This window comes from Actinoplanes sp. NPDC023801, from assembly GCF_040639655.1.
Taxonomy (GTDB): Bacteria; Actinomycetota; Actinomycetes; order Mycobacteriales; family Micromonosporaceae; genus Actinoplanes.
On sequence record NZ_JBFAAI010000006.1, the window covers coordinates 149,278 to 174,318 of the forward strand.

At 67.4% G+C, this 25,041-nt stretch carries 21 protein-coding genes, 2 tRNA genes and 1 pseudogene; 10 read left to right on the forward strand and 14 right to left on the reverse strand.

Features of this window, described 5'->3' with window-relative positions:
* Nucleotides 1–294 precede the first annotated feature (294 nt).
* Nucleotides 295–828: a hypothetical protein gene (locus AB0G04_RS14380; protein WP_360981985.1), complete on the reverse strand. Its 534-nt coding sequence runs from the start codon at nt 826–828 to the stop codon at nt 295–297.
* A gap of 181 nt (nt 829–1,009) precedes the next feature.
* Nucleotides 1,010–1,360, reverse strand: a complete 351-nt coding sequence (locus AB0G04_RS14385; RefSeq protein ID WP_360981987.1) for a hypothetical protein — start codon at nt 1,358–1,360, stop codon at nt 1,010–1,012.
* Between the two features lie 293 nt (nt 1,361–1,653).
* On the opposite strand from AB0G04_RS14385, the gene AB0G04_RS14390 reads away from it, so the two are divergent.
* On the forward strand, nt 1,654–2,175 hold the full coding sequence (locus AB0G04_RS14390) for a tyrosine-type recombinase/integrase (RefSeq protein ID WP_360981989.1): 522 nt from the start codon (nt 1,654–1,656) through the stop codon (nt 2,173–2,175).
* Between the two features lie 64 nt (nt 2,176–2,239).
* On the opposite strand, the gene AB0G04_RS14395 is transcribed toward AB0G04_RS14390, so the two are convergent.
* The 6 genes from AB0G04_RS14395 to gyrB form a co-directional block, all read right to left on the reverse strand.
* A tRNA-Ala gene (locus AB0G04_RS14395) sits at nt 2,240–2,312 on the reverse strand.
* 10 nt (nt 2,313–2,322) lie between these two features.
* On the reverse strand, nt 2,323–2,451 hold the full coding sequence (locus AB0G04_RS14400; protein WP_211304171.1) for a DLW-39 family protein: 129 nt from the start codon (nt 2,449–2,451) through the stop codon (nt 2,323–2,325).
* Between the two features lie 207 nt (nt 2,452–2,658).
* Nucleotides 2,659–2,732, reverse strand: a tRNA-Ile gene (locus tag AB0G04_RS14405).
* A gap of 76 nt (nt 2,733–2,808) precedes the next feature.
* A complete protein-coding gene (locus tag AB0G04_RS14410; protein WP_360981991.1) occupies nt 2,809–3,711 on the reverse strand; it encodes a DUF3566 domain-containing protein in 903 nt (300 codons plus the stop codon).
* Nucleotides 3,712–3,714: 3 nt separating this feature from the next.
* Nucleotides 3,715–6,168 (reverse strand): DNA gyrase subunit A, encoded by a 2,454-nt coding sequence (gene gyrA, locus AB0G04_RS14415; RefSeq protein ID WP_360982297.1) that lies wholly within the window; start codon nt 6,166–6,168, stop codon nt 3,715–3,717.
* Nucleotides 6,169–6,337: 169 nt separating this feature from the next.
* Nucleotides 6,338–8,290, reverse strand: coding sequence for a DNA topoisomerase (ATP-hydrolyzing) subunit B (gene gyrB, locus AB0G04_RS14420; protein ID WP_360981993.1), 1,953 nt, complete (start codon nt 8,288–8,290; stop codon nt 6,338–6,340).
* A gap of 543 nt (nt 8,291–8,833) precedes the next feature.
* Here gyrB and AB0G04_RS14425 point away from each other — a divergent pair.
* Complete coding sequence (locus tag AB0G04_RS14425; protein WP_360982299.1) at nt 8,834–9,400, forward strand: hypothetical protein; 567 nt, start codon at nt 8,834–8,836, stop codon at nt 9,398–9,400.
* Here AB0G04_RS14425 and AB0G04_RS14430 read toward each other — a convergent pair.
* The 6 genes from AB0G04_RS14430 to dnaA all read right to left on the reverse strand — a co-directional run bounded on the left by AB0G04_RS14430 (nt 9,397) and on the right by dnaA (nt 16,967).
* Nucleotides 9,397–9,867 carry a hypothetical protein gene (locus AB0G04_RS14430; RefSeq protein WP_360981995.1) on the reverse strand — a complete coding sequence of 157 codons (471 nt, stop codon included), beginning with the start codon at nt 9,865–9,867 and terminating at the stop codon, nt 9,397–9,399. The genes AB0G04_RS14425 and AB0G04_RS14430 overlap by 4 nt on opposite strands.
* Before the next feature lie 33 nt (nt 9,868–9,900).
* A complete protein-coding gene (locus AB0G04_RS14435; protein WP_360981997.1) occupies nt 9,901–10,413 on the reverse strand; it encodes a DciA family protein in 513 nt (170 codons plus the stop codon).
* 181 nt (nt 10,414–10,594) lie between these two features.
* Nucleotides 10,595–11,725, reverse strand: a complete 1,131-nt coding sequence (gene recF / locus AB0G04_RS14440) for a DNA replication/repair protein RecF (protein WP_360981999.1) — start codon at nt 11,723–11,725, stop codon at nt 10,595–10,597.
* Between the two features lie 3 nt (nt 11,726–11,728).
* Nucleotides 11,729–12,601: a phosphogluconate dehydrogenase (NAD(+)-dependent, decarboxylating) gene (gnd, locus tag AB0G04_RS14445; RefSeq protein ID WP_106327863.1), complete on the reverse strand. Its 873-nt coding sequence runs from the start codon at nt 12,599–12,601 to the stop codon at nt 11,729–11,731.
* Between the two features lie 40 nt (nt 12,602–12,641).
* Nucleotides 12,642–13,775, reverse strand: coding sequence for a DNA polymerase III subunit beta (gene dnaN / locus AB0G04_RS14450; RefSeq protein ID WP_360982001.1), 1,134 nt, complete (start codon nt 13,773–13,775; stop codon nt 12,642–12,644).
* A 1,338-nt stretch (nt 13,776–15,113) separates the two neighbouring features.
* Nucleotides 15,114–16,967, reverse strand: coding sequence for a chromosomal replication initiator protein DnaA (dnaA, locus tag AB0G04_RS14455; protein WP_360982003.1), 1,854 nt, complete (start codon nt 16,965–16,967; stop codon nt 15,114–15,116).
* A 592-nt stretch (nt 16,968–17,559) separates the two neighbouring features.
* Here dnaA and rpmH point away from each other — a divergent pair.
* The 8 genes and pseudogenes from rpmH (at nt 17,560) to AB0G04_RS14495 (ending at nt 23,525) form a co-directional block, all read left to right on the forward strand.
* Nucleotides 17,560–17,697, forward strand: coding sequence for a 50S ribosomal protein L34 (gene rpmH, locus AB0G04_RS14460; protein ID WP_093620811.1), 138 nt, complete (start codon nt 17,560–17,562; stop codon nt 17,695–17,697).
* A gap of 36 nt (nt 17,698–17,733) precedes the next feature.
* The gene (gene rnpA, locus AB0G04_RS14465) at nt 17,734–18,090 is read left to right on the forward strand and encodes a ribonuclease P protein component (RefSeq protein WP_360982005.1); all 357 of its coding nucleotides are present in this window, start codon (nt 17,734–17,736) and stop codon (nt 18,088–18,090) included.
* Nucleotides 18,087–18,344, forward strand: a complete 258-nt coding sequence (yidD, locus tag AB0G04_RS14470) for a membrane protein insertion efficiency factor YidD (protein ID WP_360982007.1) — start codon at nt 18,087–18,089, stop codon at nt 18,342–18,344. Before rnpA ends, yidD begins: the two co-directional genes overlap by 4 nt.
* 1 nt (nt 18,345) lies before the next feature.
* Nucleotides 18,346–19,374, forward strand: coding sequence for a membrane protein insertase YidC (gene yidC, locus AB0G04_RS14475; protein WP_360982009.1), 1,029 nt, complete (start codon nt 18,346–18,348; stop codon nt 19,372–19,374).
* 125 nt (nt 19,375–19,499) lie between these two features.
* On the forward strand, nt 19,500–20,066 hold the full coding sequence (locus AB0G04_RS14480; RefSeq protein ID WP_360982013.1) for a R3H domain-containing nucleic acid-binding protein: 567 nt from the start codon (nt 19,500–19,502) through the stop codon (nt 20,064–20,066).
* 89 nt (nt 20,067–20,155) lie between these two features.
* Nucleotides 20,156–20,887, forward strand: coding sequence for a 16S rRNA (guanine(527)-N(7))-methyltransferase RsmG (gene rsmG, locus AB0G04_RS14485; RefSeq protein WP_360982301.1), 732 nt, complete (start codon nt 20,156–20,158; stop codon nt 20,885–20,887).
* A 650-nt stretch (nt 20,888–21,537) separates the two neighbouring features.
* Nucleotides 21,538–22,440, forward strand: a pseudogene (locus AB0G04_RS14490) (ParA family protein); the annotation flags it as partial.
* Complete coding sequence (locus AB0G04_RS14495; RefSeq protein ID WP_360982015.1) at nt 22,437–23,525, forward strand: ParB/RepB/Spo0J family partition protein; 1,089 nt, start codon at nt 22,437–22,439, stop codon at nt 23,523–23,525. The pseudogene AB0G04_RS14490 and the gene AB0G04_RS14495, both read left to right, overlap by 4 nt.
* The last annotated feature ends 1,516 nt before the right edge of the window (nt 23,526–25,041 follow it).

A 25,041-nucleotide genomic window follows, 5' to 3' on the forward strand; every position in this document is an offset into this window, starting at 1 on the left:
CTGTGATGGTTAACGGCAGCCGGACAAGCGTGGGTGGGCGGTCGCGAATGACGTTTTCCACAAGTGCCACGGTCAGCCGTGCTGGAACCGAAACGGTCAAGGAATGCCTTACCGGATCATCTCGGCCGGACAGCCGTATTGTCGGCGCTCGAATGCGTCATGCGACTCTGCGGCCTGCGCCCGGGTGGTCGCCGCGACCTTCACGCAGCCACTGGCACCGGCCGGCGGCGGCGCAACCCACCGGCCATTCCTCCCTCGCCCCGGCGACCACCCACTACTGCTCGGAGGTGCGGATCAGGGCTGGATGTTCTCCAGATCTTCCAGCAGACTCGGGTGCTTCGGCTCCCAGCCGAGCGCTTGCCGGGTGTGAGCGCTGGACGCCGGCTGATCGGCCGCGAAGATGACGCCGAGGGGGCCGTAGGTCTCCACCGGCACGGACTCGACGGGTAGGCCCAGTCGCCGGCCGATGACCGCGGCGATATCCCGCACCTGGTCGCCCTCATCGCCCACGGCATGCCAGACGGTGCCCGCTTGCGCCCGCTCCAGGGCGAGCCGGAAGAGGACTGCAGCGTCGCGGGCATGCACAGCCGGCCAGCGCTGCGTGCCGTCACCCGGGTAGCCGGACACCCCGCTCTGACGCGCGATCCCGGTCAGCAAGCCGGCAAATCCGCCGGTGCCCTCATTGTGGACGGTCCGGGGCAGGCGGAGGGCCGAGCTCCGGACCCCGCGCGAGGCCAGGCCCAGCACTCCCGTGACCGCCTGACCGCGACCACCGACCGGCCCCTCGGTCGGAGTCGGGTCGGCCTCGGTGGCGGCGCGTCCCGGCACGGCCGCATTCCCTCGACCTGCTCGCGTTCCGTGAGAGAGCAGGCGTCAAGCAAAACCGCTCACCGGCACCCTGAAACGATCCTCGACCAGTCGTACCGATGCTCTGTCCAGCGGTTCCGGCCGGCGTCGTCACCTGCTCGTGGTGACGCGTGACGACGATCGGCCGCAGAGCGGGTCAGAGTTACATGTAGAAGACGACGATCGTCGCGGCGACGTCGAGTCCGATCGCCAGGGCCCAACCGACCGCGGTGGCCCCGATCCCCCGACCGATCCCGGTGACCGGCGGCCCGGCTGTGGCGCGCTGACGCCACGCGATTCTCAGGGCTACGGCCAGTCCGACCGTGAGGGCGCCCAGACCGACCGGGCCGAGCATGAAGTCGATCGGCACCAACCAGCCGCCGTCGCCGGTGACCTGACGCAACCGGCCAGAAAGGATCATCGTCACCAGAGCGCCGTTCGCGACGAGCACGGTCCCTACCGACCACCAAACCCGCGCGGTCGTCCGGGCCAGGCCCGCACGTGTGTTCGTCATGTCGAACCACCCTTCCGCGCGACCGACATCGCTGGCATGAGTATGCGAACCCGGGTCCAGTCGGTGCAAGCTCGAGGGACTCGTCGATGTTTCCGGCCGTGGGGCGAGTGATGGAACTACCCGGCGTTGCTCCTACGAGCGGCTCAACTGTTTGCTGCGCCTGTTCGGCAAAGTGCCCGAGCGATATCACGGCCTGCTCTAACTCGGGGCGGGCGCCGGGCCTATGCATCAGCGAAGCGCTCGGCTTCGAGCTGGGGCCGCTCTGCCTGGACACGAGTAACGAGGAGCTGCATGTGGTCCAGCAGCTGCGCTACGCGCCCAGGGAGTACGGCGGGTTCTATCTCAGCCTGCCCAAGGGCGTGCGGGCGTTCGATCCGGCTGCGGGCGCCGTGGACCTGGACCCGATGGTCGCCGCCGCCCTGGCGTACCACGTGAAGGAATTCCCGCCGGTCGAGGTCGAGATGCCGGACATCACCTCCGGCCCTGTAGTCAGGCGCCGAGTGCCGCTGCTTTTCACCACGGTGCACGGCAATCCGTTCACGGACCGTACATGGTCGTCGGAGTGGGTGAAGTGGCGCCGGGCGGCGGGCTGGCCGGAGGAACACGGCGGCTTTCACGCGCTGCGGCACTTCTGCGCGACCACGCTGATCATTAATCACGCGGACCCGAAGGACGTTCAGCGGGCGCTACGGCACTCCACGCTGTCGATCACTTTGGAAACCTACGTGCACTTCTGGCCACGCCGTGAAAGGCGCCGGGGGATCGTCGGCGAGACCCTGAAAGAAGCGGTCGCGGGCCGGTGGGACCTGGGCTGAGATCGTCCCCATGTGGTCCCAACGATCTTGGACTTACGTTTGGCCTGGTGAGAGGCCATAAAAGTGGAGCCCAGGGGACTTGAACCCCTAACCCCCGCCTTGCAAAGGCGGTGCTCTGCCAGTTGAGCTAGGGCCCCGTGACCTACGTTATCGCAGGTCAGGAGCGGTGGTGGCCTCGTGCCAGAGAGCACGCTCGTCGCTGGAGGCCTTGACCTTCTTGACCACCAGAGCCGCCACGCCGACGACACCGGCAATGATGAGGAGCTTCTTCAACACTGAACTGCTACCCCTAACCGCTCGTCACGGAAGAACCTGCTTATTCGTACCCCAGCGGGAGCGAAAACGCACGACCCAACGGAAACCGCGAGTCGGGACCATCGTAATCACCGTGATGCGGGGTTTCCGGGGGCTCGGCCTCCGGAGGAGATATGACGAGTGACCCCGGTCCGCGATCTCTGCGGACAAGGGCCACCCGGTCACTCGTGGGGCTAGCTGGAATCGAACCAGCGACCTCAGAGTTATCAGCTCTGCGCTCTAACCGACTGAGCTATAGCCCCTCACCTGCGAACAGAACGTTACCGCATCGGGTTGCGAGATTCCAAAGCGGGGGTACCCGCAACCCGATGCCGCACGTCAGTCCCGTTCGGCGAGTGTCAGCTCGATACCGCCGACCAGATCGGCACAAACGTTGTAAATGAACGCGCCCAGTGTGGCCAGTGCGGTGAACAGCACCACGTTGACCGCGCCGATCAGCATCGACGTGCCGATGACACCCCAGGCGGTGATCCGGAACGCGGTGGAGGCGCCGCCGTCGGTGCCGCCGCTGGCGTTGACCAGCTCCTGCAGGTTGCCGTTGACGGAGCTCCACACACCCATCGTGTCGAGGGCGAGGTAGAGCACCGACGTAGCGACGACCACCACGATGAAGAGCACGATCGACACGGCGAACGAGAACTTCATCACAGACCAGGGGTCGATCCGCTTCAGGTTCAGCCGGGCGCGACGAGGACCGCGGGCGGCCGCCGAAGACACCGTCGAACGGGCGGACCGCACGGCCTCGGTGACGCGGGCCGCGCCGACCGCCGCTGCTCCGCCGGCGGCCGGTGCCGACGACCCGGTGCGCTGCTTGGTGGCACCGGGTGCGGCCGCGGGTGGTGCGGCCGGCGTGGCGGCCGGCCGCGGCGCGGATCCCTGGGACGTGGCGGGAGCGCTGACGGGGATACGACCGGACGTCGTCCCCGGCGCCGCACCCTTTCCCTTGGTGACGACCGGCACCGAGGCCGAGCCCTTCACCGGCGGCTGCGTGCCGCCCGGGCGTTTGGTGTCGGCGCCGTCGGCACTGCCGGCAGCCGGCTCACCCGGCGGCGGGGCCATGCCCGGCGCCCGGGTGAACTTCGGCGGGGACGGGGCTTCGGCGGGGACAGAGGCACGCCCTGCGGTCTCGCGCCCGGACGGTGCGGCAGCATCCTTCTTCGCCGCATCGTCCGGAGTCGCTGAGGTTCCGGGGCCCCCCGACTTCGCCTGTGTCTCCGGCATCAACTAGTCCTGTTCGTCAGGCTCGTCGGCATTGCGAGCAAGCGCCACGATGGTTACACCTTCTGGGAGGTCCATCAGCTTGACCCCCATTGTGTTCCGATCCCGTGTGCGCCGTACAGGCTTCACGGGAGTCCGGATGACACCACCATTGCTGGTGATGGCAAACAGTTCATCCTCCGGGCTGATCACCAGAGCGCCGACAAGTCCACCACGACGCTCAGTGATCTTGGCGGTCAGCACCCCCTTACCGCCACGTCCCTGCACCGGATACTCCTCGATGGGCGTTCGCTTCGCATACCCACCGTTGGTGGCGACCAACACATCCATGTCCTCACGAACCACTTCCATCGCAAGGAGCTCGTCGTTGTCGCCGAACCGCATGCCGATCACACCGGACGTCGCGCGGCCCATCGGCCGCAGGGCCTCGTCGGTCGCGTTGAAGCGGATGGCCTGTGCCTTCTTGGAGACCAGCAGCAGGTCTTCCTCAGGTGCCACCAGCGACGCGCCCACCAATTCGTCATCCTCCCGCAAGTTGATGGCGATGATGCCACCGCTGCGGTTGGAGTCAAATTCCTCCAGGCGCGTCTTCTTCACGAGACCATTCTTGGTGGCGAGCACAAGGTAGGGCGCGACCTGGTAATTCGGGATCTGGATGATCTGCGCGATGTGCTCGTCGGGGAGGAAGGCGAGCAGGTTCGCGACGTGCTGCCCCTTCGCCACCCGGTTCGCTTCGGGTAGTTCGTAGGCTTTCGCCCGGTAGACGCGGCCCTTGTTCGTGAAGAACAGCATCCAATCGTGGGTCGAGATGACGAAGAAGTGGGAAACGATGTCGTCCTGGCGGAGCGTGGCGCCGCTCACACCCTTGCCACCACGCTTCTGTGACCTGTACAGATCGGTCTTCGTCCGCTTCGCGTAACCGGTTCGTGTGATGGTCACCACAACGTCTTCCCGGGCGATGAGGTCCTCCATGGAAACCTCGCCGTCGAACGGGATGATCTGGGTACGCCGGTCGTCGCCGAACTTCGTGACGATCTCGCTGAGTTCGTCGGAGATGATCGCCCGCTGCCGTTCCGGCTTCGCCAGGATGTCCTTGAAGTCGGCGATCTCGATCTCGATCTTCACCAGCTCGTCGATGATCCGCTGCCGCTCCAGGGCGGCCAGGCGGCGCAGCTGCATGTCGAGGATCGCGGTGGCCTGGATCTCGTCGACGTCGAGCAGCGTCATCAGGCCCTGACGCGAATCCTCCACGGTCGGGGAGCGCCGGATCAGGGCGATGACCTCGTCCAGCATGTCCAGTGCCTTGCCGAGACCACGCAGGATGTGGGCCCGCTCCTCGGCCTTGCGCAGCCGGTAGGCCGTCCGCCGCTGGATGACCTCGACCTGGTGGTCGACGTAGTAGCGGATGAACTGCGCCAGGTTGAGCGTGCGCGGCACCCCGTCGACCAGCGCCAGCATGTTGGCGCCGAACGTCTCCTGGAGCTGGGTGTGCTTGTAGAGGTTGTTCAGCACCACCTTGGCGACCGCGTCGCGCTTGAGCACGAGGATCAGCCGCATGCCGGTACGGCCGGACGACTCGTCCCGGATGTCGGCGATGCCGGTGAGCTTGCCCTCCTTGACGAGCTCGGCGATCCGCTCGGCGAGGTTGTCCGGGTTCACCTGGTACGGCAGCTCGGTCACCACGAGGCACGGCCGGCCCCGGGCGTCCTCCTCCACCTCGACCACGGCGCGCATCCGGATCGACCCACGACCGGTCCGGTACGCGTCGTTGATCGCCGACTGGCCGACGATCAGGCCCTTGGTCGGGAAGTCCGGCCCCTTCACGAGCTCGAGCATCGCTTCGAGGGCGGTTGCCTCGTCCGACTCGGGGTTGTCGAGTTGCCACTGGACGGCGGCGGCGATCTCGCGCAGGTTGTGCGGCGGAATCTTCGTGGCCATGCCGACCGCGATGCCCTCGGACCCGTTGACCAGCAGGTTCGGGAACCGGGCCGGCAGGATCGTCGGCTCCTTGGTACGCCCGTCGTAGTTGTCCTGCATGTCGACGGTGTCTTCGTCGATGTCCCGCAGCATCTCCATGGCGAGCGGGGAGAGCTTCGCCTCGGTGTACCGCATGGCCGCCGGCGGGTCGTTGCCCGGCGAACCGAAGTTGCCGTTGCCGTCGATCAGCGGGTACCGCAGCGACCAGATCTGGCCCATCCGGACCAGCGCGTCGTAGATCGACGAGTCGCCGTGCGGGTGGTAGTTGCCCATCACGTCGCCGACCACGCGGGCGCACTTGACGTAACCGCGGTCCGGGCGGAAGCCGGCGTCGTACATCGCGTAGAGGATCTTGCGGTGCACCGGCTTGAGACCGTCGCGGACATCGGGCAGCGCGCGGCCGACGATGACGCTCATCGCGTAGTCGAGGTACGAGCGCTGCATCTCGACCTCGAGGCCGACCGGCTCGACCCGCTGGGTCACACCACCGCCGGTGTCCTGTGTGGTCTCGTTGACGTCCGGCGGTTCGGGAGTGTCAGTCACTTTTAACCCTTACTCAAGGTGATGCCGGGCAAATGCGGCCAGATCCGGCATTTAGCTGTGGATAACGTTGTGGAAAGCAGGCTCACGCTGTGGATACGGCTCACCGGACCTAGATGTCCAGGAACCTGACGTCCTTCGCGTTGCGTTGAATGAACGAGCGCCGCGCCTCCACGTCCTCACCCATCAGCACACTGAAGAGTTCGTCGGCCACGGCCGCGTCATCGAGTGTCACCTGCCGCAGCGTGCGGGTGTCCGGGTTCATCGTGGTGTCCCACAGCTCATGGAAGTTCATCTCGCCGAGACCCTTGAATCGCTGGATGTCGTCCGGCTTCGCGTTGGGCTTCTTCTGCTGGCGCAGTGCAATGAGGCCGTCACGCTCGCGGTCGGAGTACGCGTACTGCGCGTCGTCACCGCGCTTGTTCCACTTCAGCTTGTAGAGCGGCGGGGAGGCCAGGTAGACGTGACCCTGCTCGACCAGCGGCCGCATGAAGCGGAACAGCAGGGTCAGCAGGAGCGTCTGGATGTGCTGGCCGTCGACGTCGGCGTCGGCCATCAGGATGATCTTGTGGTACCGCAGCTTCGAGATGTCGAACTCGTCGTGGATGCCGGTGCCCATGGCCGTGATCAGTGCCTGGACCTCGTTGTTCTTCAGCACCCGGTCGATCCGGGCCTTCTCCACGTTGAGGATCTTGCCGCGGATCGGGAGGATCGCCTGGATGCGGCTCTCCCGGCCGGACTTGGCCGAACCGCCGGCCGAGTCGCCCTCGACGATGAACAGCTCGGTCTCACGCGGGTCGGTGGACTGGCAGTCGGCCAGCTTGCCCGGCATCGAACCGGACTCCAGCAGCGACTTGCGGCGGGCGAGCTTGCGGGCCTGCTGCGCGGCGATCCGGGCGCGGGCGGCCTGGTCGGCCTTCGTGATGATCAGCTTGGCGTCCGCGGGGTTCCGGTCGAACCAGTCGGCCAGCTGCTCGTTGCAGACCTTCTGCACGAAGCTCTTCATGTCGGTGTTGCCGAGCTTCGTCTTGGTCTGGCCCTCGAACTGCGGGTTGGCCAGCGTCACCGAGATGATCGCGGCGAGGCCCTCCCGGATGTCCTCACCGGACAGTTTCTGGTCGGCCTTGAGGAACTTCTTCTCGACGCCGTACTTGTTGACGATGGTCGTCAGCGCGGCGCGGAAGCCCTCCTCGTGGGTGCCGCCCTCGTGCGTGTTGATGCGGTTGGCGAAGGTGTAGACCGACTCGCCGTACGACTCGTTCCACTGCATCGCGATCTCGACTGCCATGCCCTCCTCGGGGGCGTCGGCGTCGAACTGGATCACGGTCTTGTGGATGGCGCTCTTGGTGGCGTTGAGGTGCCGCACGAAGTCGGCGATGCCGTCCTCGTACATGAAGGTGACCTTGCGGGGTTCACCGTTCTCGTCGACCTGGTCGGGCCGCTCGTCGGTGTAGTTGATGGTGAGGGCGCGGTTGAGGAACGCCATCTCCTGGAGACGCCGGTAGATCGTCTGGTAGTCGAAGTCGACCGTCTCGAAGATGTCCGGGTCCGGCCAGAACTGCACGGTCGAGCCGAGCTTGTCGGTCGGCTCACCCTTCACCAGCTCGCCGGGAACGGAGTAGTCGTACTTCTGCCGCCACCAGAAGCCGTCCTTCTGGATCTCGACGGCCATCCGCGTCGACAGCGCGTTCACCACGGACACGCCGACGCCGTGCAGACCACCGGAGACCTTGTACGCCTGGCCGTCGAACTTGCCACCCGCGTGCAACACGGTCAGCGCCACCTCGACGCCCGGCTTCTTCAGTGTCGGGTGCAGGTCGACCGGGAAACCACGGCCGTTGTCGGTGACCGAGACGCCCCCGTCAGGGAGCAGAACCACGTCGATGGTGTCGCAGAAGCCGGCCAGCGCCTCGTCCACCGCGTTGTCCACAACCTCCCACACAAGGTGGTGCAGTCCGCGCTCTCCGGTGGAGCCGATGTACATACCGGGACGTTTGCGGACCGCTTCCAGGCCTTCGAGCACGGTGATAGAGCCGGCACCGTATTCCTGCTGATTCTCTGACACCCTCGGCCACTTTCTCGCGCCGGGCCGTGAGGCCCCGCAGCGGGGTTGTCGGGGCCGTCGGCAGCGGCGCGGGCGCACGCGAGGAACCGGAGGTGACACCGCGGAAAAGAGCGGGCCACCGGTGGAACCATGCGCGCCGGCGACCGCGGACGGTCCCGCGGATCGTGATCGGCTGGAAAAACCGCATAGCGTGACGATGAGGACTGGCTTGGTAGCCGTCCGCAACCTCATGCACAGTTTTCCCGGTCGCCGTCGATTCTACTCCGCCGGAACGAGTCGGCGAGGGTCCGGCACCCCTTCCGGGTGCCTGAGACTGCCGGAGAGCGATTCAAGGCGCTACCCAAGTATTCCCCTACACGGCACAGTCGCCCCACGCAATGGCAAACGCTGCGGCAGTTCCGGCGGCCGGGCGCGCCTGCGATGCTCGCCCGGCACTCACTGCGACACTGCTCGACAGCGTCCCGCGCCCGTGTCGTAACCTCGCCCGCGCGGGCCGGAGATTCCCGGGTGGTCGCAGGACAGGTCGAGGAGGGGTGGCCCCGGATGGCGCACGACAAGGGCCTGGACAACGTCGCGGTGCACTGGCCGCGGACCAACCAGTATTACGACCCGGTGGCTCCCGCCGAGTTCGTCGACTTCGGAACGATCGCCGACCGGCCCGAGATCGCCGCGCCGACCGGTGCGCTCGCGTTGCACATCGCCAAGACCGGCACGGTGCGCGCGACCGCGTACACCGAGCTGGTCGATCTTCTCCTCGGTCTCGAGGGTGTCCTCTACGCCACCGACGCGGCCGCCGAGGACGAGGACCCGGTCATCGACCCGGACGGCTGCGCCTGGATCGCCGGCGGCCTGGAACGGTTCGTCGAGGGCCACGAGAAGTTCGGCGACCTGGTCACCTTCGACACCGTCACCGAGGTCCTGCGGACCGCGATCTCCGCGGGCCGGCTCGCCGACCAGCAGCTGCGCTGGCTGGACCAGCGGCTCGCCGCGCTGCGCGACGACGCCGGCAACTCGCCGCACTGGAGTTTCGCGCGCACCGAACTGGCCGTCCTGGCCGGCTTCTACCGCCGGTGCGCCGAACGCGGCTTCGCGATCTTCGCCGATTACTAGGACTTCCTGACCAGCCAGGTCACTCCGCCGGCGACGAAGAGCAGCACCAGAACCGTGCCGCCCCAGAAGATCAGGGTGCGGTCCGTGCCGTCGCCGGTGGGGTGCCCGCTGGACAGCAGCTCGTTGCCGTCGCACAGGTTGGTCTCGCCCCCGCTCGCGAACACCCGGTATCGGCCGCCCTCGACGAACCCGTATCCACAGGACGCCGAATCCTTCATGGTGATCAGCGTCACTGAAGCGCCGGCGTCGCCCTTGAGTATCGACTCCACGGCGAACCGCACCTCGACCTCGTTGCCGGACCAGGAGCCGTCGACGTCCTCCGCCACGCCGACGAACGCCGTCTCCGACCGTCCCAGCGGATCGGGATTGTCAGCGCACGAACACGCCCAGGCCGGTCGCGCGGACACCGGCAACGGGGCGAGGACGAGCAGCAGCAGAACCAGGAATCGGCGCAGATGCACAGTCATGCGCGATCAGACGCACACCGGGCCGGAAAGGTTTCAGCCGTAGGTGTCCCGCGGTCCGCGGCCCTGCACCCGCCGGGGCCCACGGCTCCAGGACGGCGCGGCCGGCCCATGGATGTTGAGCCGGGTGACCACGTTGTTGCCCACCTCGCCGGCGATCTTGCGGAGCAGCGTGGCCGCCAGCATCCGCAGCTGGGTGGCCCAGGCGGTGGACTCGGCCTCGACGGTGAGCACCCCGGCCTCCAGGCGCACCGGGCGGCTGTGCCCGGCGATGTCCGGCCCGACCACCCGCTCCCAGGCGCCGAACACGGTCGCCTCGGCCTTCGGCTTCTCCCAGCCGCGCGCCTTCACCAGCCGTTCCAGCATCGCCCCGAAAAGCTGCGGGTCGCGCGGGTCCGGGCCGGGACCCGAATAGCCGCGCAGGCGCTTCCCACTGCCCCTGCCCGACCCGGTGCGGCGCGGCGTCCGGGCCGCCTCACGGCGGCGTGCCAGAGCGGCGTCGAGCACGGCACGAGCCAGGTCCGGCCCGGCCAGGCCTTCCTTGTCCACAGGCTGTGGAGGATCAATTGCGGGCGTACGGCCGGCGCCCGGCCCACCCGTGGAAGGCGCAACCGGCTCAGCGCCCCGTGAGGAGCCCCGCAACTCGCGGTCCTCATCGACCCCCGCCCAGAGATCCCCGAGAGCCTCAGCAAGCCTCTGAGGGGGCTCTGGCGCCTGGTCACGTCCGGACTCAGGAAACACGGCTCACCGATCCCGTCACGACGTCGAAGCGCGCACCATGCAGGCTCGCCGGCACGTCCTCCGGAACCGCGCACGTCACGAGCAACTGTGCCGCGTCGGACACCAGGGCCGCCAGTCGTTCCCGCCGCTGCGTGTCCAGCTCGGCGAACACGTCGTCGAGCACCAGCACCGGCTCGATGCCGTCGGAGCGCAGCAGGTCGTAGGCGGCCAGCCGCAGCGCCAGCGCGAACGACCAGCTCTCCCCGTGGCTCGCATAGCCCTTCACCGGCAGGTCGCCCAGGCTCAGCGCGAGATCGTCACGGTGCGGGCCGACCAGGGTCATACCCCGCTCGATCTCCACCGGCCGGCGCTCGTGCAACCGGTCCAGGATCGCCGCCTCCAGGGCGGGCCGGTCCACCGGCAGTGCCTCACCCAGCCGGGACGCGTAGGCGATCGCCGCCGCTCCCCGGCCGGGAGCCACCGCGTCGTACGCCTTCGTCAGGTGCGGGGCCAGCGCGGCGGACAACTCCAGCCGGCCGGCCAGCAGCTCGGCGCCGTGGTGGGCCAGGTGCTGGTCCCAGACCGCCAGCGTCGACAGGTCCTGGCCGCGGGTGCCGCCCACCTTGCGGTTCAGGTAGGCGTTGCGCAACAGGGCGTTGCGCTGCTTCACCACCCGGTCGTAGTCGGCGCGCACCCCCGCGTACCGGGGCTGCCGGGCCACCAGCAGGTCGTCGAGGTAGCGGCGGCGCTCGGACGGATCACCGCGCACGAGCTCCAGATCCTCGGGGGCGAACAGCACCATCCGCAGCGCGCCGAGCACCTCGCGCGGCCGGCGCACCGGCGACCGGTTGAGGCGGGCCCGGTTCGCCCGGCCCGGCACGATCTCCAGCTCGACCAGCAACTCGCGTCCCTCGTGGACGATCGCGCAACGGATCACCGCCGACGCGGCCCCGGCCCGGACCAGTGGCGCATCGGTGGCCACCCGATGACTGTCCAGAGCGGACACGTACCCGAGCGCCTCGATGAGGTTGGTCTTGCCCATGCCGTTCTGGCCGACGAGCACGGACACGCCGGGGTCGAGATCGACCGCTACCCGCTCGTAGGAGCGGAAGTCGGTGAGCTCGACCCGGCGTACGTGCATGGATCAGCGCTTGACGGCGTGGCCGCCGAACTGCTGGCGCAGTGCGGCGACGGCCTTCATGGCCGGCGAGTCGTCCTGGCGGGACTGGAAACGCGCGAACAGCGACGCGGCGATGACATGCGCCGGAACCGCGAGACGCACGGCCTCGTCGACCGTCCAGCGGCCCTCACCGGTGTCGTCGGCGTAACCCTTCAGCGCCTCCAGCTCCGGGTCCTCGTCGAGAGCCCGGTCGAGCAGGTCGAGCAGCCACGACTTGACGACGCTGCCCTCGCGCCAGCTCTTGATCACGGCGGGCACGTCGTGGATGTACTCCGACGCCTTGAGGATCTCGTAGCCCTCGGCGTACGCGTGCATCAGGCCGTACTCGATGCCGTTGTGCACCATCTTCGCGTAGTGGCCGGCACCGTGGGTGCCGGCGTGCGCGAAGCCGAACTCCCCGGCGGGCTTGAGCGCCTCGAAGATCGGCTTGCAGTGCTCGACCTTGTCGGCCTCGCCACCGACCATCAGCGCATAGCCGTTCTTGATGCCCCACACACCGCCGGAGACGCCGACGTCCAGGTAGTGGATGCCCTTGACCTTCAGCCGCTCGGCCCGCGGGGCGTCGTCGGTGAACTTGGAGTTGCCACCGTCGATGATGATGTCGCCGGGCTCGAGGACCTCGGCGAGCTGGTTGATGGTGTCCTCGGTGATCTTGCCGGACGGCACCATGGTCCAGACGACCCGCGGCGCGGCCAGTTTCTCGGCCAGCTCAGCGAGGCTGGCAGCGTCGCTTACTTCCAGGTTCTGGTCGAATCCGACTACTTCGTGCCCCGCTGCACGCAGTCGTTCCCGCATGTTGCCACCCATGCGGCCGAGACCGATCAGGCCGAGTTGCATGGTGATCTCCCTAGATGAGCGATTGGTTCAAAGCTCAGTATCAGCGAGTGACCCGGATCGGCATGATCAGATAGCGGTAACCCGGGATGATTTCGCCACTTTCGCCAGCGGGGGAGATCACAGCGGGCTTGAACGCATCGACGAACGAGAGCAACGCGGTCGGTGCGCCCAGGTTCTGCAGACCGTCGATCAGGTACTGCGGGTTGAAGCCGATCGTCAGCGGCTCACCGGTGAACTCGGCCTCCATCGCCTCGCTGGCGCGGGCCTCCTCGGTGCCACCCGCCTCGACCACCAGGCCGTCCTCGCTGAAGCTCAACAGCACCGGAGTGGTCCGCTCGGCGACCAGCGCAACGCGACGAACCACCTCGACCAGCGCCGACACGGCAACACGCGCCTCGGCGTTGTGGGCGGCCGGGAACAGCGAACGCACCGGCGGGTAGTTGGCGCCGTCGAGCAGGCGGCTCGTGGTGCGGCGGGCGCCACCGGCGAAACCGATCATGCCCTCGCCGGCACTGCCCTGCGCCAGAGCGAGTGTCACCGAGCCGCCGATCGGGCCCAGTGCCTTCGCGGTGTCGTTCAGCGTCTTGGCCGGGACCAGCGCGTTCAGGCTGATCTCCGGGTCGTCCGGGGTCCACTCGATCTCACGCATGGCGAGGCGGTACCGGTCGGTGGCCAGCAGCGCCATGGTCGAGCCGTTCAGTTCCAGCCGCACACCGGTCATCATCGGCAGGGTCTCGTCCCGACCTGCGGCGATCGCCACCTGGGAAACCGCTGAGGCGAACGTGGCCGCGTCGATCGTGCCCGCGCTGGACGGCATCTCCGGGAGGCTCGGATAGTCCTCCACCGGCATCGTCGGCAGGGTGAAACGGGCGCTGCCGCAGACCAGCTCGAGATGCGCACCGACCGCGGCGATGTCGACCGGCTTGCCCGGGAGCGCCTTGGTGATCTCGGCGAGCAGGCGGCCGGAGACCAGGGCGGCGCCGTCCGCGTCGGCCTGCACCTCCACCGTCACCTGGCTGGAGACCTCGTAGTCGAAGCCCGACACCTGCAAGCGGCTGTCGGTGACCCGGAGCAGGACGCCGGCCAGCACCGGCACCGAAGGCCGGCTGGGCAGGCTCTTGGCTGTCCACGCCACGGCGTCGGCGAGCGCGTCTCGCTCCACCCGGAACTTCATGCTGTCCTCCGCGATGCGTCCTCATACAGGGGCATGGACCCCCCTGAACTCTATGGCTCCGGCCGTACCGGCGGTTGCCCGGCCCTGGTCCGGCTTCTTACACCACCAGGAGTGCGGGACGCCAAGCCTTGCTTCCGATGCCCAGCTTCCCCGACCCCGGTCGAGCCGGAAGCCGAGCATCCACACCTTCCACAACGCTGATGATTGGTTTTTGTTCTCTTAGAAGAGATAACTAGTCGTCTTCATCGGTCCTGTGCAAACTGTGGAGAACCCGCGTTTGCGCTGGTGACAGGGTTATCCACCGGTGATTCACATGTGGGCAACCGGGGTATAACCAGGGGTCTGCATCCACAGGCACCCGCCGTCGCGATGGTTGTCCACCGTTGCCCACAGGCTATCCACCGGTTATCCACTGGTTTTATCCCCTGCGCTGTGGATTACGCAGGAACGCTACCGACGCGTCGTCCCCAGAACCTTCAACAGGTAATCCACAGGCGTCCACAGCCTGTGAGATCTTTTGTTGCTCTCCGTGACTGTCCACATCGATATCCCCAGGGTTGGTCCACATCTGTGGAGATAGGTGTCAGGCGTTTTCCACCGTCTGGGGATAGAGCCTGTGGACGCCTGTGGACGAGTGTGGACAACGTTGGCACGAAACTGTCACGTCGCGGCGTTGACAAAAGGCCTTTAAGGACCCTCGATCTTTGGCAGTGAACGATGTCGATGGAAGGCCGTTCGGCGGATGATCTGGGGACAAGCTGTGGACAACCCCGTGCAGAACCGGTGGACAACTCCTGAAATGCTGCGAAAGACCAGCTCAGGACGGGGTCACCCGATCGTGGTTGACCTGTGGAAAGCGCCGGATCCGCCCTGCGGACGTCGAAGGTCGTCCCTGCGTGCCACGTCGCTGTGGACGACGGACATGTCGGCGCGGAAGGCTGCTGGTCCCGGTTCTCCACAGCACGGATCCGCCGAAATTCGTCACCAGCCGAAGGAGCGACCGAGGGTCCGCTGCGGTCGAGGGCTCATCGGGTACGGACACCGGACGGCGAGCAGGTCGCGCCCGAGCACGTCGCCCATGGTCGTCGGCCCGCTGTTGCGCCGAGTTGCCGCGCCGGGGACGGGTCCTCCGGCCGCCGGTGGAATCGAGGTGCCGAGGACGCCCCACGTGATGAACCGAAGGCGGTGGAGGCGCCGCGGCGTGGATCGGATCCCGCAGTTGCCATCAGTGAGTGGGCTGCAGCCCGGCGGCGAGGGACGCGCGGTACCGCGCAGCCACGCCGAAGACGCGAGGCCGGAACCTCGTGGTGTGGTTGCGGGCCGTTCCGGGCGTACGACTCAGGTGTTCTGTTTGATCCGGTTGGTCAGCTCGGCGATCTGGTTGTAGAGCGACCGGCGCTCCGCCATGTGCTGCCGGATCTTGCGGTCGGCGTGCATGACCGTGGTGTGGTCGCGGCCGCCGAAGGCCTGGCCGATCCGGGGCAGCGAGAGATCGGTGAGCTCGCGGCAGAGGTACATGGCGACCTGGCGGGCGTTGACCAGCACACGGCTGCGCGAATGGCCGCGCAGGTCCTCCAGCGAGACGCCGAAGTAGTCGGCGGTCGACACCATGATCTGGTCGGCGGTGATCTCCGGGCCGGCGCCGTCCGGCATGAAGTCGCGCAGCACCTCCTCGGCCAGCGAGAGCTGAACCGGGGAACGGGTGAGGCTGGCGAACGCGGTCACCCGGATGAGGGCGCCCTCGAGCTCGCGGATCGAGTTGGAGACCCGCGACGCGATGAACTCCAGCACGTCGTCGGGGGCATACATGCGTTCCTGCGCGGCCTTCTTCTGCAGAATCGCGATACGCGTCTCCAGGTCGGGCGGCTGGATGTCGGCGAGCAGACCCCACTCGAACCGGGTCCGCATCCGGTCCTCGAGGGTGGCCAGCTGCCGTGGCGAGCGGTCGGAGCTGATCACGATCTGCTTGTTCGCGTTGTGGAGCGTGTTGAAGGTGTGGAAGAACTCCTCCTGCGTACGCTCGCGGTTCTCCAGGAACTGGATGTCGTCGATCAGCAGGATGTCGACGTCGCGGTAGCGCCGCTGGAACGCCTGCGTCTTGTCGTCGCGCAGGCTGTTGATGAAATCGTTGGTGAACTCCTCGGTCGACACGTAGCGCACCGACCGCGCGTGACCCAGGGTGGTGGCGTAGTGCCCGATCGCGTGCAGGAGGTGCGTCTTGCCCAGCCCGGAGCTGCCGTAGATGAACAGCGGGTTGTACGCCTTCGCGGGCGACTCGGCGACCGCCACGGCCGCGGCGTGCGCAAACCGGTTGGACGAGCCGATGACGAACGTCTCGAACATGTACTTCGGGTTGAGCCGGTTGCCGTCCTGCCCGCCGGGCCGCGGCGAGGCGCCGGGACCTCGCAGGTCGAGCGGCGGCCGGCCGGGACCGTTGTCGCCCGCGCGGACGGGCACGTCGTCGCGGCGGTCCGGCATCTGCATCGGGCGGTCGTCCCGGTGACGCTGGTTCTCCCGCAGCTGTGCGGCGTCGGCCGCCATCCGATGGGCCACCGCGTCGTTCGGCGCGTCCTTCTCGCCGGGGCGCGCGGCCGTGGAGCGGTTGGCCGCGGGTGGCGGCATCTGCTGCGGCAGCGGGTCGGCGAAGAGCGCCTCCTGGCCGTCGCGCGCCGAAGGCACCCCACGGGCGTACGGCGCCTGCGGTGCCGAGTGCTGGGCGGACCCGGTCGGGTAGGGCTCGGGCGTGTGCTCGGCCGGGCCGAAGGCCGCCTGCTGGTACGGCGGGTCGGGCATCCGCTGGGGGCCGGAGTAACCCGGCAGCTCCGGCTGGTAGGGCCCGGGATCGGCGTAGTGCCGTGGCTGGGCCTCGACGATCGGCGAAGCCTGCTCGGCAGGCGTGCCGTAGACGGTGCCCGGCATCCCCGAACCGTCCTCCGGAGGGCGGACCGTGACGGCGACCTGTATGGGCCGGCTGAGCCGCTTGGTCAGTGCCTCGGTGATCGCCGGGCGCAACCGGGACTCAATGATGTCCCGGGTGTACGTGTCCGGAACTGATAGGAGTGCGGTGTCTTCCACGATCGCCCGCAGGCGCGTGAACTGAAGATAGGCGCGCTGCTGCCGTGACGCGATCTCGTCGGACAACTCGTCCAACGTGTCACGCCACAACGTGCCCAGGTCGACCTGATCGGCCACCGCCGCGCCACCCCCATCGCCACCGACCCCCGGTGGGCCTTGTCCGGCCTTTCGCCTGTGCCTTCCGGCGCCCGTGCGGGCGACCGGACGGCTCCCCCCGACCCAGCACAGTTAACGTGCTGAACACGCGCGGCGCCACCGGCTATCCACAGGTTATCCACAACCTGTGTCGGTGCCGGTGGCCGCTCCCGGCCGGATGGTCGGCAGATTTACCGGAGCCTGTCGTGGCGCGGGCGGTAAACAGGCTCACCGTGGCGAACGATCCACCTGCTTGTCCGGTTTTGGCCGCCGCCCCGCGGTGTGCGAACGGCCGGTGAGACCAGCAACCGCGCACGCTAACAGCGGCAACAGGGGGACTACAACCGCCGTCCGGGCCATCCCCCGGTCAGAGCCAAGAAAAGATTCACTTTGTGCACGGAAGGACCCGGTGGACCCGGGGTGCTCGCCCATGTCGGCGTGCCGGACCAGGATATGGTTGACCGTCCAAGGGGGCCTGCGTAGGGTTGGGCGGTTGCTCCGCCGCGCTCTGATAAAGTGGCGTCTTGCAGCGGAAGATGCCCCCAGAGTCGTAGTACGAAGACGGAGTTTTGACGTGAGCAAGCGCACTTACCAGCCGAACAACCGCCGGCGTGCCAAGACCCACGGCTTCCGGCTGCGCATGCGCACCCGTGCCGGCCGTGCCATCCTGTCTGCCCGCCGGGCTAAGGGCCGCGGCGAGCTGTCGGCCTGAGCCGACCGCTAGCCCGGTCGGAATGCCCAGGTAGTCGTGCTGGCCGCAGCGCAACGACTGCGGCGTAGCGCGGACTTCGCCGCAGCGATTCGCGGTGGCCGCAGAGCCGGCCGCGGAACCCTGGTCGTCCACCTGCTTGTCGACGAGCCGGCGTTCGCCTCCACGGCGCGCGCCGGCTTCGTCGTGTCCAAGGCGGTGGGCAACGCGGTCGTCCGCAACCGGGTCGAGCGGCGCCTCCGGCACCTCGTCCGGCCGCTGCTGACCGAACTTCCCGCGGGCGCGTCCCTGGTTGTCCGCGCACTACCTCCCGCGGCCGACGCCACCTACGCCATTCTCGGCGCCGACCTGGAGGGCGCGCTGGCTTCCGCCCGTCGGCCACGGCGGCCGCGATGAGCCTGGCCGCCCGGCTCCTGACGGCTCTGGTCGTCGCGTACCGTCGATACTTGAGTCCGGCGCTGCCGGCACGCTGTCGCTTCTACCCCTCGTGCAGTGCCTATGCCCAGGAAGCCCTGGCACAGCACGGTGCTCTCCGGGGTACGCGCCTGGCGATCTGGCGGCTCTTAAAATGCCATCCCTTCCACCCTGGCGGGTATGACCCGGTGCCTGAGCCGATCCGTCACCGTCCTGCCGATGTGACTGGAGCTTAGATTGAGTCTCGACCCGATCTACTACGCCATCTCGTGGATCCTTCTGCGCTGGCATTCCCTGTGGGACGCGATCGGCGTACCGGACGGTCGCATCCTCGGCACCAACTGGGCCTGGATCCTCGCCATCTTCTTCCTGGTGGTGACGCTGCGCGTCATCCTCTTCCCGGTGTTCGTCAAGCAGATCAAGAGCCAGCGCGCGATGCAGGCGCTGCAGCCCAAGGTCAAGGCGCTCCAGGAGAAGCACAAGGGTGACCGCGAGACGCTCCAGAAAGAAATGATGGAGCTCTACCGGGTGGAGAAGGCGAACCCGCTGATGGGTTGCCTTCCGATGTTCCTCCAGATCCCGGTCTTCTTCGGCCTCTTCCACGTGCTGCAGCACCTGGACCCGACCATCTCCGACACCAACAAGCAGCTGTACGGATGGCCGCTCGACCAGTTCAACAGCGCGGCCGTGGCCCAGCTGTTCAACGCCCCGATCAGCGCCAAGTTCGGCTCCTCGGCGAGCGAGCTGGCCGCGCTCGGCGCCGACGGCACCACCGTCAAGATCCTGGCCGCCGTCCTGGTGCTCGTCATGATGGCCACCACGTTCCTCACCCAGCGCCAGATGATTCTGAAGACCGGCTGGGCCGAGGACCCGCAGCAGCTCATGATTCAGCGGCTGATGCTCTACGGCATCCCGTTCACCCTGCTGTTCTCCGGCGCTCTGTTCCCGATCGGTGTCGTCATCTACTGGGTCACGAACAACCTGTTCACCCTGGCTCAGCAGCAGTGGGTGCTGCGCAAGTTCCCGCCGCCGCAGATGGCCAACAAGCCCGGCACCGGTACCCGCCCCGCGCCCGGCACCAAGGGCCCGGCCGGCCTGAAAAGCCCGATTGAGCCGGCCCGCACCGGTGGCCTGTTCGGCCGCAAGAGCCAGCCCGAGCCGGTCGTGAGTCCGGTGGTCGACACCAAGGCGCTCGCACCCAAGCCGGGTGCCAAACCGGTGAATCCCAAGAAGGGCGCCCGGCCGGCGAACAAACCCAAGGGATGATCGCGGCTCGGGGCCCGTACCGCGTCCCGAGCGCTCTCCCAGGGATCAGAGACCTCCCCGCGTTTCACCGCGCGGGAAAACGCGGACCGATTTCGGTCCGGCCGAATGACAACGGAGATGAGACCGTGACCGACACCAGCACTCCCCCTTCCGCCGACTCGTCAGAGCAAGCCACCGCTGCCGAGCCGGCCGGCGCCGACGAGGCCAAGAAGTCGGAGAGCGTCGCCTCGGACAGCGACCTGTTCCGGCAGAGTGAGATCGCCGCGGACTACGTCGAGGGTCTGCTGGACATCCTCGACTACGACGGCGACATCGACGAGCTCGTCTCGGCCGGCCGCCCGATGGTCGAGGTCGTCGGCGGCCGTCTCCAGCCGCTGGTCGGCCAGCGGGGCGCGACCCTCGAGGCGCTGCAGGAACTCACCCGCCTCGCGATCTTCCGGGCCACCGGATCGCCCAGCCGCCTGCTGCTCGACATCGGCGGCTACCGGGCGGCCCGGCGCAAGGAACTCGGCGCTGTCGCCCGTAACGCCGTCGAGAAGGTCAAGGAGCACGGCGAACCGGTCCGGCTCGAGCCGATGTCGGCGTTCGAGCGCAAATGCGTGCACGACGTGGTCAACGCGATCCCGGGCGTGCAGAGCGAGTCCGAAGGCGTCGAGCCCAGTCGGCGCATCGTGGTGCGGGTGGCGGACTGATCGTGACGGAGACCCGCTACGGCGCGGGTGACACCGGCCCGGGCGACACGACGCCCGGGCCGTCGTCTTTCCCCGCCCCATCCACTGCCCTGCAGGAACTCGGCGCGCCTCCGGCCGCCGCCGGCTCCGTCTTCGGGGACCGGCTGTCACTGGCCCGCCGCTATGCCGAACTGCTCGCCACCGAAGGTGTCGTGCGCGGGCTCATCGGGCCCCGCGAGACCCCGCGGCTCTGGGAACGCCACCTGGTCAACTGCGGCGTCATGGCCGAGATGATCCCGGCGGGTGTTTCCGTCATGGACGTCGGATCCGGCGCCGGTCTGCCCGGACTGGTACTCGCGGTGGCCCGGCCGGACCTCGATGTCACGCTGGTCGAACCACTCGCCCGGCGTACCGCCTTCCTCGACGAGGCGGTCGACGTGCTCGGACTGGACAACGTCACGGTTGTCCGCGGGCGGGCTGAGGAAGTCGTCGGGACGCTTCCGGGTGCAGACGTGGTCACCGCTCGGGCGGTGGCTGCGCTCGACAAGCTGGCCGGCTGGTGCCTGCCGCTGGCGGCAGTCGGTGGACGGCTGCTGGCGATGAAGGGATCCTCGGCAGCCGAGGAGATCGCGCAGAGCGCCGCGGCCATCGCTGCGCTCGGCGGTGCCGAGCCGGTCGTCCGGCTCTGCGGGAACGGGTTGATCGAGCCGCCCACCACCGTGGTGGAGATCGTCAAGGAACGGCACGTGATTCCTGGGCGGCAGCGGTCCTCATCGTCGTCCTCGTCCGGATCGACTCGCGCGGGTGGTGGCCGCCGCGGTGGCCGCGGTCGCCGAGGCTGATCCACAAGGCCTCGGAAGGCCTTCAGTGCTTGCGTGCCGCTGGTATCGGTCCGGCCTGACCCGCGGGAGTAAACGTTGCGTCAGGGGCGTCAACGGCGCTTTCAGCGGGCCGACCGGGGCGGTCAGGGTGGTGCTGTGCGGTTGTGGGAGGGCTTAGACCGTACGATCGCCAGGTTTTCGGGCTTGTCTGCCGTCGTGCCTGTTCTCTGGCGGATGGTTGTGCCCGGCGTCATGGTCTTTGCGGCGTCGTTGGAAGACGATGGAGCGGTGTTGTGCTCGCTTCGTCGGACGGACGACCATGGCGACACATGCCCGACACCCGTAGGCTGGCCGGATGTCGATAGTGTGGACCGGATCTCCCAGCCGGAGCGCACGTTCTGCCGGCCAACCCCTTCCTAACCATCAGGGATGAAGCGGTGCATGAGTACGGTGTTTCACGTGAAACCGAGTCGCCTCTCGACGGGCCGTCGGGAATGAGCGTGGGCGGGCTGCACGCTGGCGATCAAAACGTTCCGCAGCCCCGGACGGCGGGCGGGTACAACTCCCCACCGGCGTATGAGTACGGTGCGCCGATGCCCGGCGTGGGGTCGATGGCTGCGGCTCCGGCCTCCGGTGCTCCTACTTCTGGGGTCCCCGTTCAGTCCCCCGAGCATGTTTCACGTGAAACGCCCGCGCCGGATGAGGACGATCCGCCCCTTGCTATGGAAGCGTTGCGAGCTGTGCAGATCCTCAACCCGAGCGGCGAGATCATCATGCCGCGCCCAGACCACCCCCGGGTGATTTGCGTCGCCAACCAGAAGGGCGGCGTCGGGAAGACGACCACGACGGTCAACCTCGCTGTGGCGTTGGCGCTTCACGGTAACCGTGTGCTGGTGGTTGACCTGGACCCGCAGGGGAACGCCTCCACCGGTCTGAATGTGCCCCACCATGCGGGTGTACCCGACGTCTACGACTGCCTGATCGACAACGTGCCCTTGGCCGAGGTCGCCCAGCAGGTGGAAGGCATCCCGAACCTGTTCTGTGTGCCGGCCACCATCGACCTGGCCGGCGCCGAGATCGAGCTCGTGTCGGTGGTCGCCCGCGAGTCCCGGCTGGCCCGGGCCATCGCCGGTCACCCCGAGAAGTTCGACTACGTCTTCATCGACTGCCCGCCTTCTCTCGGCCTGCTGACCGTCAACGCTCTGTGCGCGGCACAGGAGGTGCTGATCCCGATCCAGTGCGAGTACTACGCCCTGGAAGGTCTCAATCAGCTGATCAACAACATCAACTTGGTGCGTCAGCACCTCAACCCCACCCTCGATGTATCTACGATCTTGCTGACGATGTACGACCGGCGTACGCGACTGGCAGATGCGGTGGAACAGGATGTCCGGAACCACTTCGGCGCGAAGGTGCTGAACGCGGTGATCCCCCGAAACGTGCGTGTATCGGAGGCTCCCAGCTACGGCCAGTCGGTGATGACCTACGATCCGGGTTCACGAGGAGCCACCAGCTACTTCGAGGCGGCCCTGGAACTCGCAGTGCGTGGTGTCAACACGGGAGGCACGGCATGAAGAACCGGCGGGGTGGCCTGGGCCGCGGCCTGGGCGCACTGATCCCGACGGCACCCGCTGGTGAGTCGGCGGCTCCCGCTGTCGAGGTGCTGCCCGAGCCACTCGCCGAGCCGGCGTCGGCGGTGCCGGTCCAGCAACCGGTCACCACGCCGGTATCCGACGCGCCTGATACGGCGGCGTCCTCCTCGTCTGCACCGCAGCCGTCGTCCTCTTCGCCGGAGGACGAGGAACTTGCGCCGGTGCCCGGGGCGCGGTTCGCCGAACTGCCCGTGTCAGCGATCGAGCCGAACGCCAAACAGCCCCGGCACGTCTTCGACGAAGAGGCACTGGAAGAACTCAAGACCTCCATCCAGGAAGTCGGTTTCCTCCAGCCCATCGTGGTTCGGGAACTCGGCGACGGCCGGTACGAGCTCGTCATGGGTGAGCGCCGCTGGCGGGCCGCCCAAGCTGTCGGCAGAGAGACGATCCCGGCCATCGTCCGGGACACCCCGGACGACGCGATGCTCCGGGACGCGCTGCTCGAGAACATCCATCGGGCCAACCTCAACCCGCTCGAAGAGGCGGCCGCCTACCAGCAGCTACTCGAAGAGTTCGGAGCCACGCACGAGGAGTTGGCGCGGCGGATCGGCCGCAGCCGGCCGCAGATCTCCAACACGATAAGACTCATGAACCTGCCCGCTGCGGTGCAGCGACGGGTCGCCGCCGGAATCCTGTCGGCCGGCCACGCCCGAGCACTGCTCGGCCTCGACAACAGCGCCGCCCAGGACGCCCTCGCCGAACGGATCGTTCGCGAAGGACTGTCGGTGCGGGCCACCGAGGAGATCGTGCACCTGGCCGCCTCCGAGGACACCATCGCCAAGAAGACGGCGCCGGCCCGGCGGGCGAAGGTGCATGCGCCCGCGCTCAACGATCTGGCCGAGCGGCTGTCCGACCGGTTCGACACCCGGGTCAAGGTCGACATCGGCCGGAACAAGGGCAAGATCACGATAGAGTTCGCGACGGTTGACGACCTGGAAAGGATCGTCAGCATGATCGGCGTGGAGGAAGAGGGCTCGGTTCGTGACGGGGCCGAGCCGCAAGAGTGATCCCTCGCTGACGGTCCTGAAGGCGCGTGACCCCTCACGCGCCTTTCTGTTTGGCCGATTTCTCGTGCACCTGTGTCTTCTTGCTCATCCGTGTCCGGAGTGCCATGGGTAGTCGGTGCGCTTCGGTCCCTTCTCTAGTCTTTGGATCCGTGCTGTCCTTGCGGTGCTGCGCAAGCTACCGCGATGGCTCGGCGGGCGGCGCCGATCGCGTACGTCGTGTCGGTGACGGTCTTCGCCTCATGCCTGGCGACTTTTCCGGTCGGCTTCCTTCGTATTGCTGCTCTGGCGAGGATTGACTTCGCGAAGAGGGCAAAACTCGCGTTTTGATCGTCGCGTTCTCGCTCCTACGCCTTGGTCAAAATCCCAGGAGAATCGTTCTGACAGAACGTGAGTTCTGGTTCGAGCGAACGCTGACAAGCTGTGAGCCAGCCTTGGAACGCTCTGAGGCCGTTCGTATGTGTTGACGTCAGTCGCCGTTTGATGGTGATCCTGCTCGCTCACCTTCACCGAAGGCCGCGGTCGAAGCTTCTGCTAGCTCCGGCGAGGGGCGGAATCTCGTAGGCTGGCCGCTTCGAATATTTGCGAGAAGTCTTCGTCATATCGGTCTGCCTCTTCTTGGGATGACCTGGCTGCCGATCGCCGGCTTGGTAACCCGGTGACTCGGGCACCGAAGTTGGGGATCGCATCGATGCGCATCAGGCGCCCCTGCGGGCGTTTTCAATTCGAGGCATGGGCAGACGTGATGCTTGCGGGTCGGTTCAGGTCTGTCTTTCCCGTGCGGCTCGCCTGGCGTTCGCGATCATCCAGTCGCGTTTGCGTCGCTTATGGCAAGGCATCAACGGCCTCGCTTCGAGGTGCGGGCAGATTCGCCTCTGGCGCTCGGCGAGTTTGTCGGCTGATCCCTCTGCGCCTTGCTCCTCTTGCTGGCTTGCTGCCGACAAGAGGAGATGCACGTCAGCACGACCAAGCTGTGCGTGGCGTCGAGTCAGCCTGCTTGTCCACTCCAGGCAGCATCCGATAAGGCACTGTTGAGAAGTGTCGGCTGACGGGCGCGGCCTCTGTCGGCTGATGAGCCGGCTTCTGTCGACTGATGGCTCGGGCCTGTCGACTGATGGCTCGGGCCTGTCGACTGATGGCTCGGGCTCCTGTCGGCTGATGAGCACGGCGCCCTGAAAAGCGCGGCTCGACATGAGAAGGCGTAGCCGTGTCTTGGGGCCGGCTGCCACCTCGCCGATCCTGCTGCTACGTCTCGTCAAGCTCAGCCATGTCGGACTGCGTTGAATATGCCTGGCTAAAACGTGCGGACTTCGACGGGGTACATGCCTCGTTTCACGTGAAACACGCGACAGGCCGAAACTGGAAAGGAACGCCACGCTGGTCTTGAAGATGACGCTGTGGGAGGCCGACCGCCGCACCCATCCACTTGGAGCGCAGACCCTTGGGCGCCTTGCAGGACGCATGAAACTGCTGGTGATAGTTGGTCCGCATACGATTGATTAGCCCACAGGCCGTCGAC

What these genes read in the sequence shown, in the direction of transcription:
- AB0G04_RS14430 (WP_360981995.1), bottom strand. Translation starts at nt 9,867, where the DNA reads ATGACTGTGCATCTGCGCCGATTCCTGGTTCTGCTGCTGCTCGTCCTC.
- AB0G04_RS14425 (WP_360982299.1), top strand. Translation starts at nt 8,834, where the DNA reads ATGGCGCACGACAAGGGCCTGGACAACGTCGCGGTGCACTGGCCGCGG.
- AB0G04_RS14495 (WP_360982015.1), top strand. Translation starts at nt 22,437, where the DNA reads ATGAAGAACCGGCGGGGTGGCCTGGGCCGCGGCCTGGGCGCACTGATC.
- dnaN (WP_360982001.1), bottom strand. Translation starts at nt 13,775, where the DNA reads ATGAAGTTCCGGGTGGAGCGAGACGCGCTCGCCGACGCCGTGGCGTGG.
- recF (WP_360981999.1), bottom strand. Translation starts at nt 11,725, where the DNA reads ATGCACGTACGCCGGGTCGAGCTCACCGACTTCCGCTCCTACGAGCGG.
- yidD (WP_360982007.1), top strand. Translation starts at nt 18,087, where the DNA reads ATGAGCCTGGCCGCCCGGCTCCTGACGGCTCTGGTCGTCGCGTACCGT.
- AB0G04_RS14385 (WP_360981987.1), bottom strand. Translation starts at nt 1,360, where the DNA reads ATGACGAACACACGTGCGGGCCTGGCCCGGACGACCGCGCGGGTTTGG.
- gnd (WP_106327863.1), bottom strand. Translation starts at nt 12,601, where the DNA reads ATGCAACTCGGCCTGATCGGTCTCGGCCGCATGGGTGGCAACATGCGG.
- AB0G04_RS14410 (WP_360981991.1), bottom strand. Translation starts at nt 3,711, where the DNA reads ATGCCGGAGACACAGGCGAAGTCGGGGGGCCCCGGAACCTCAGCGACT.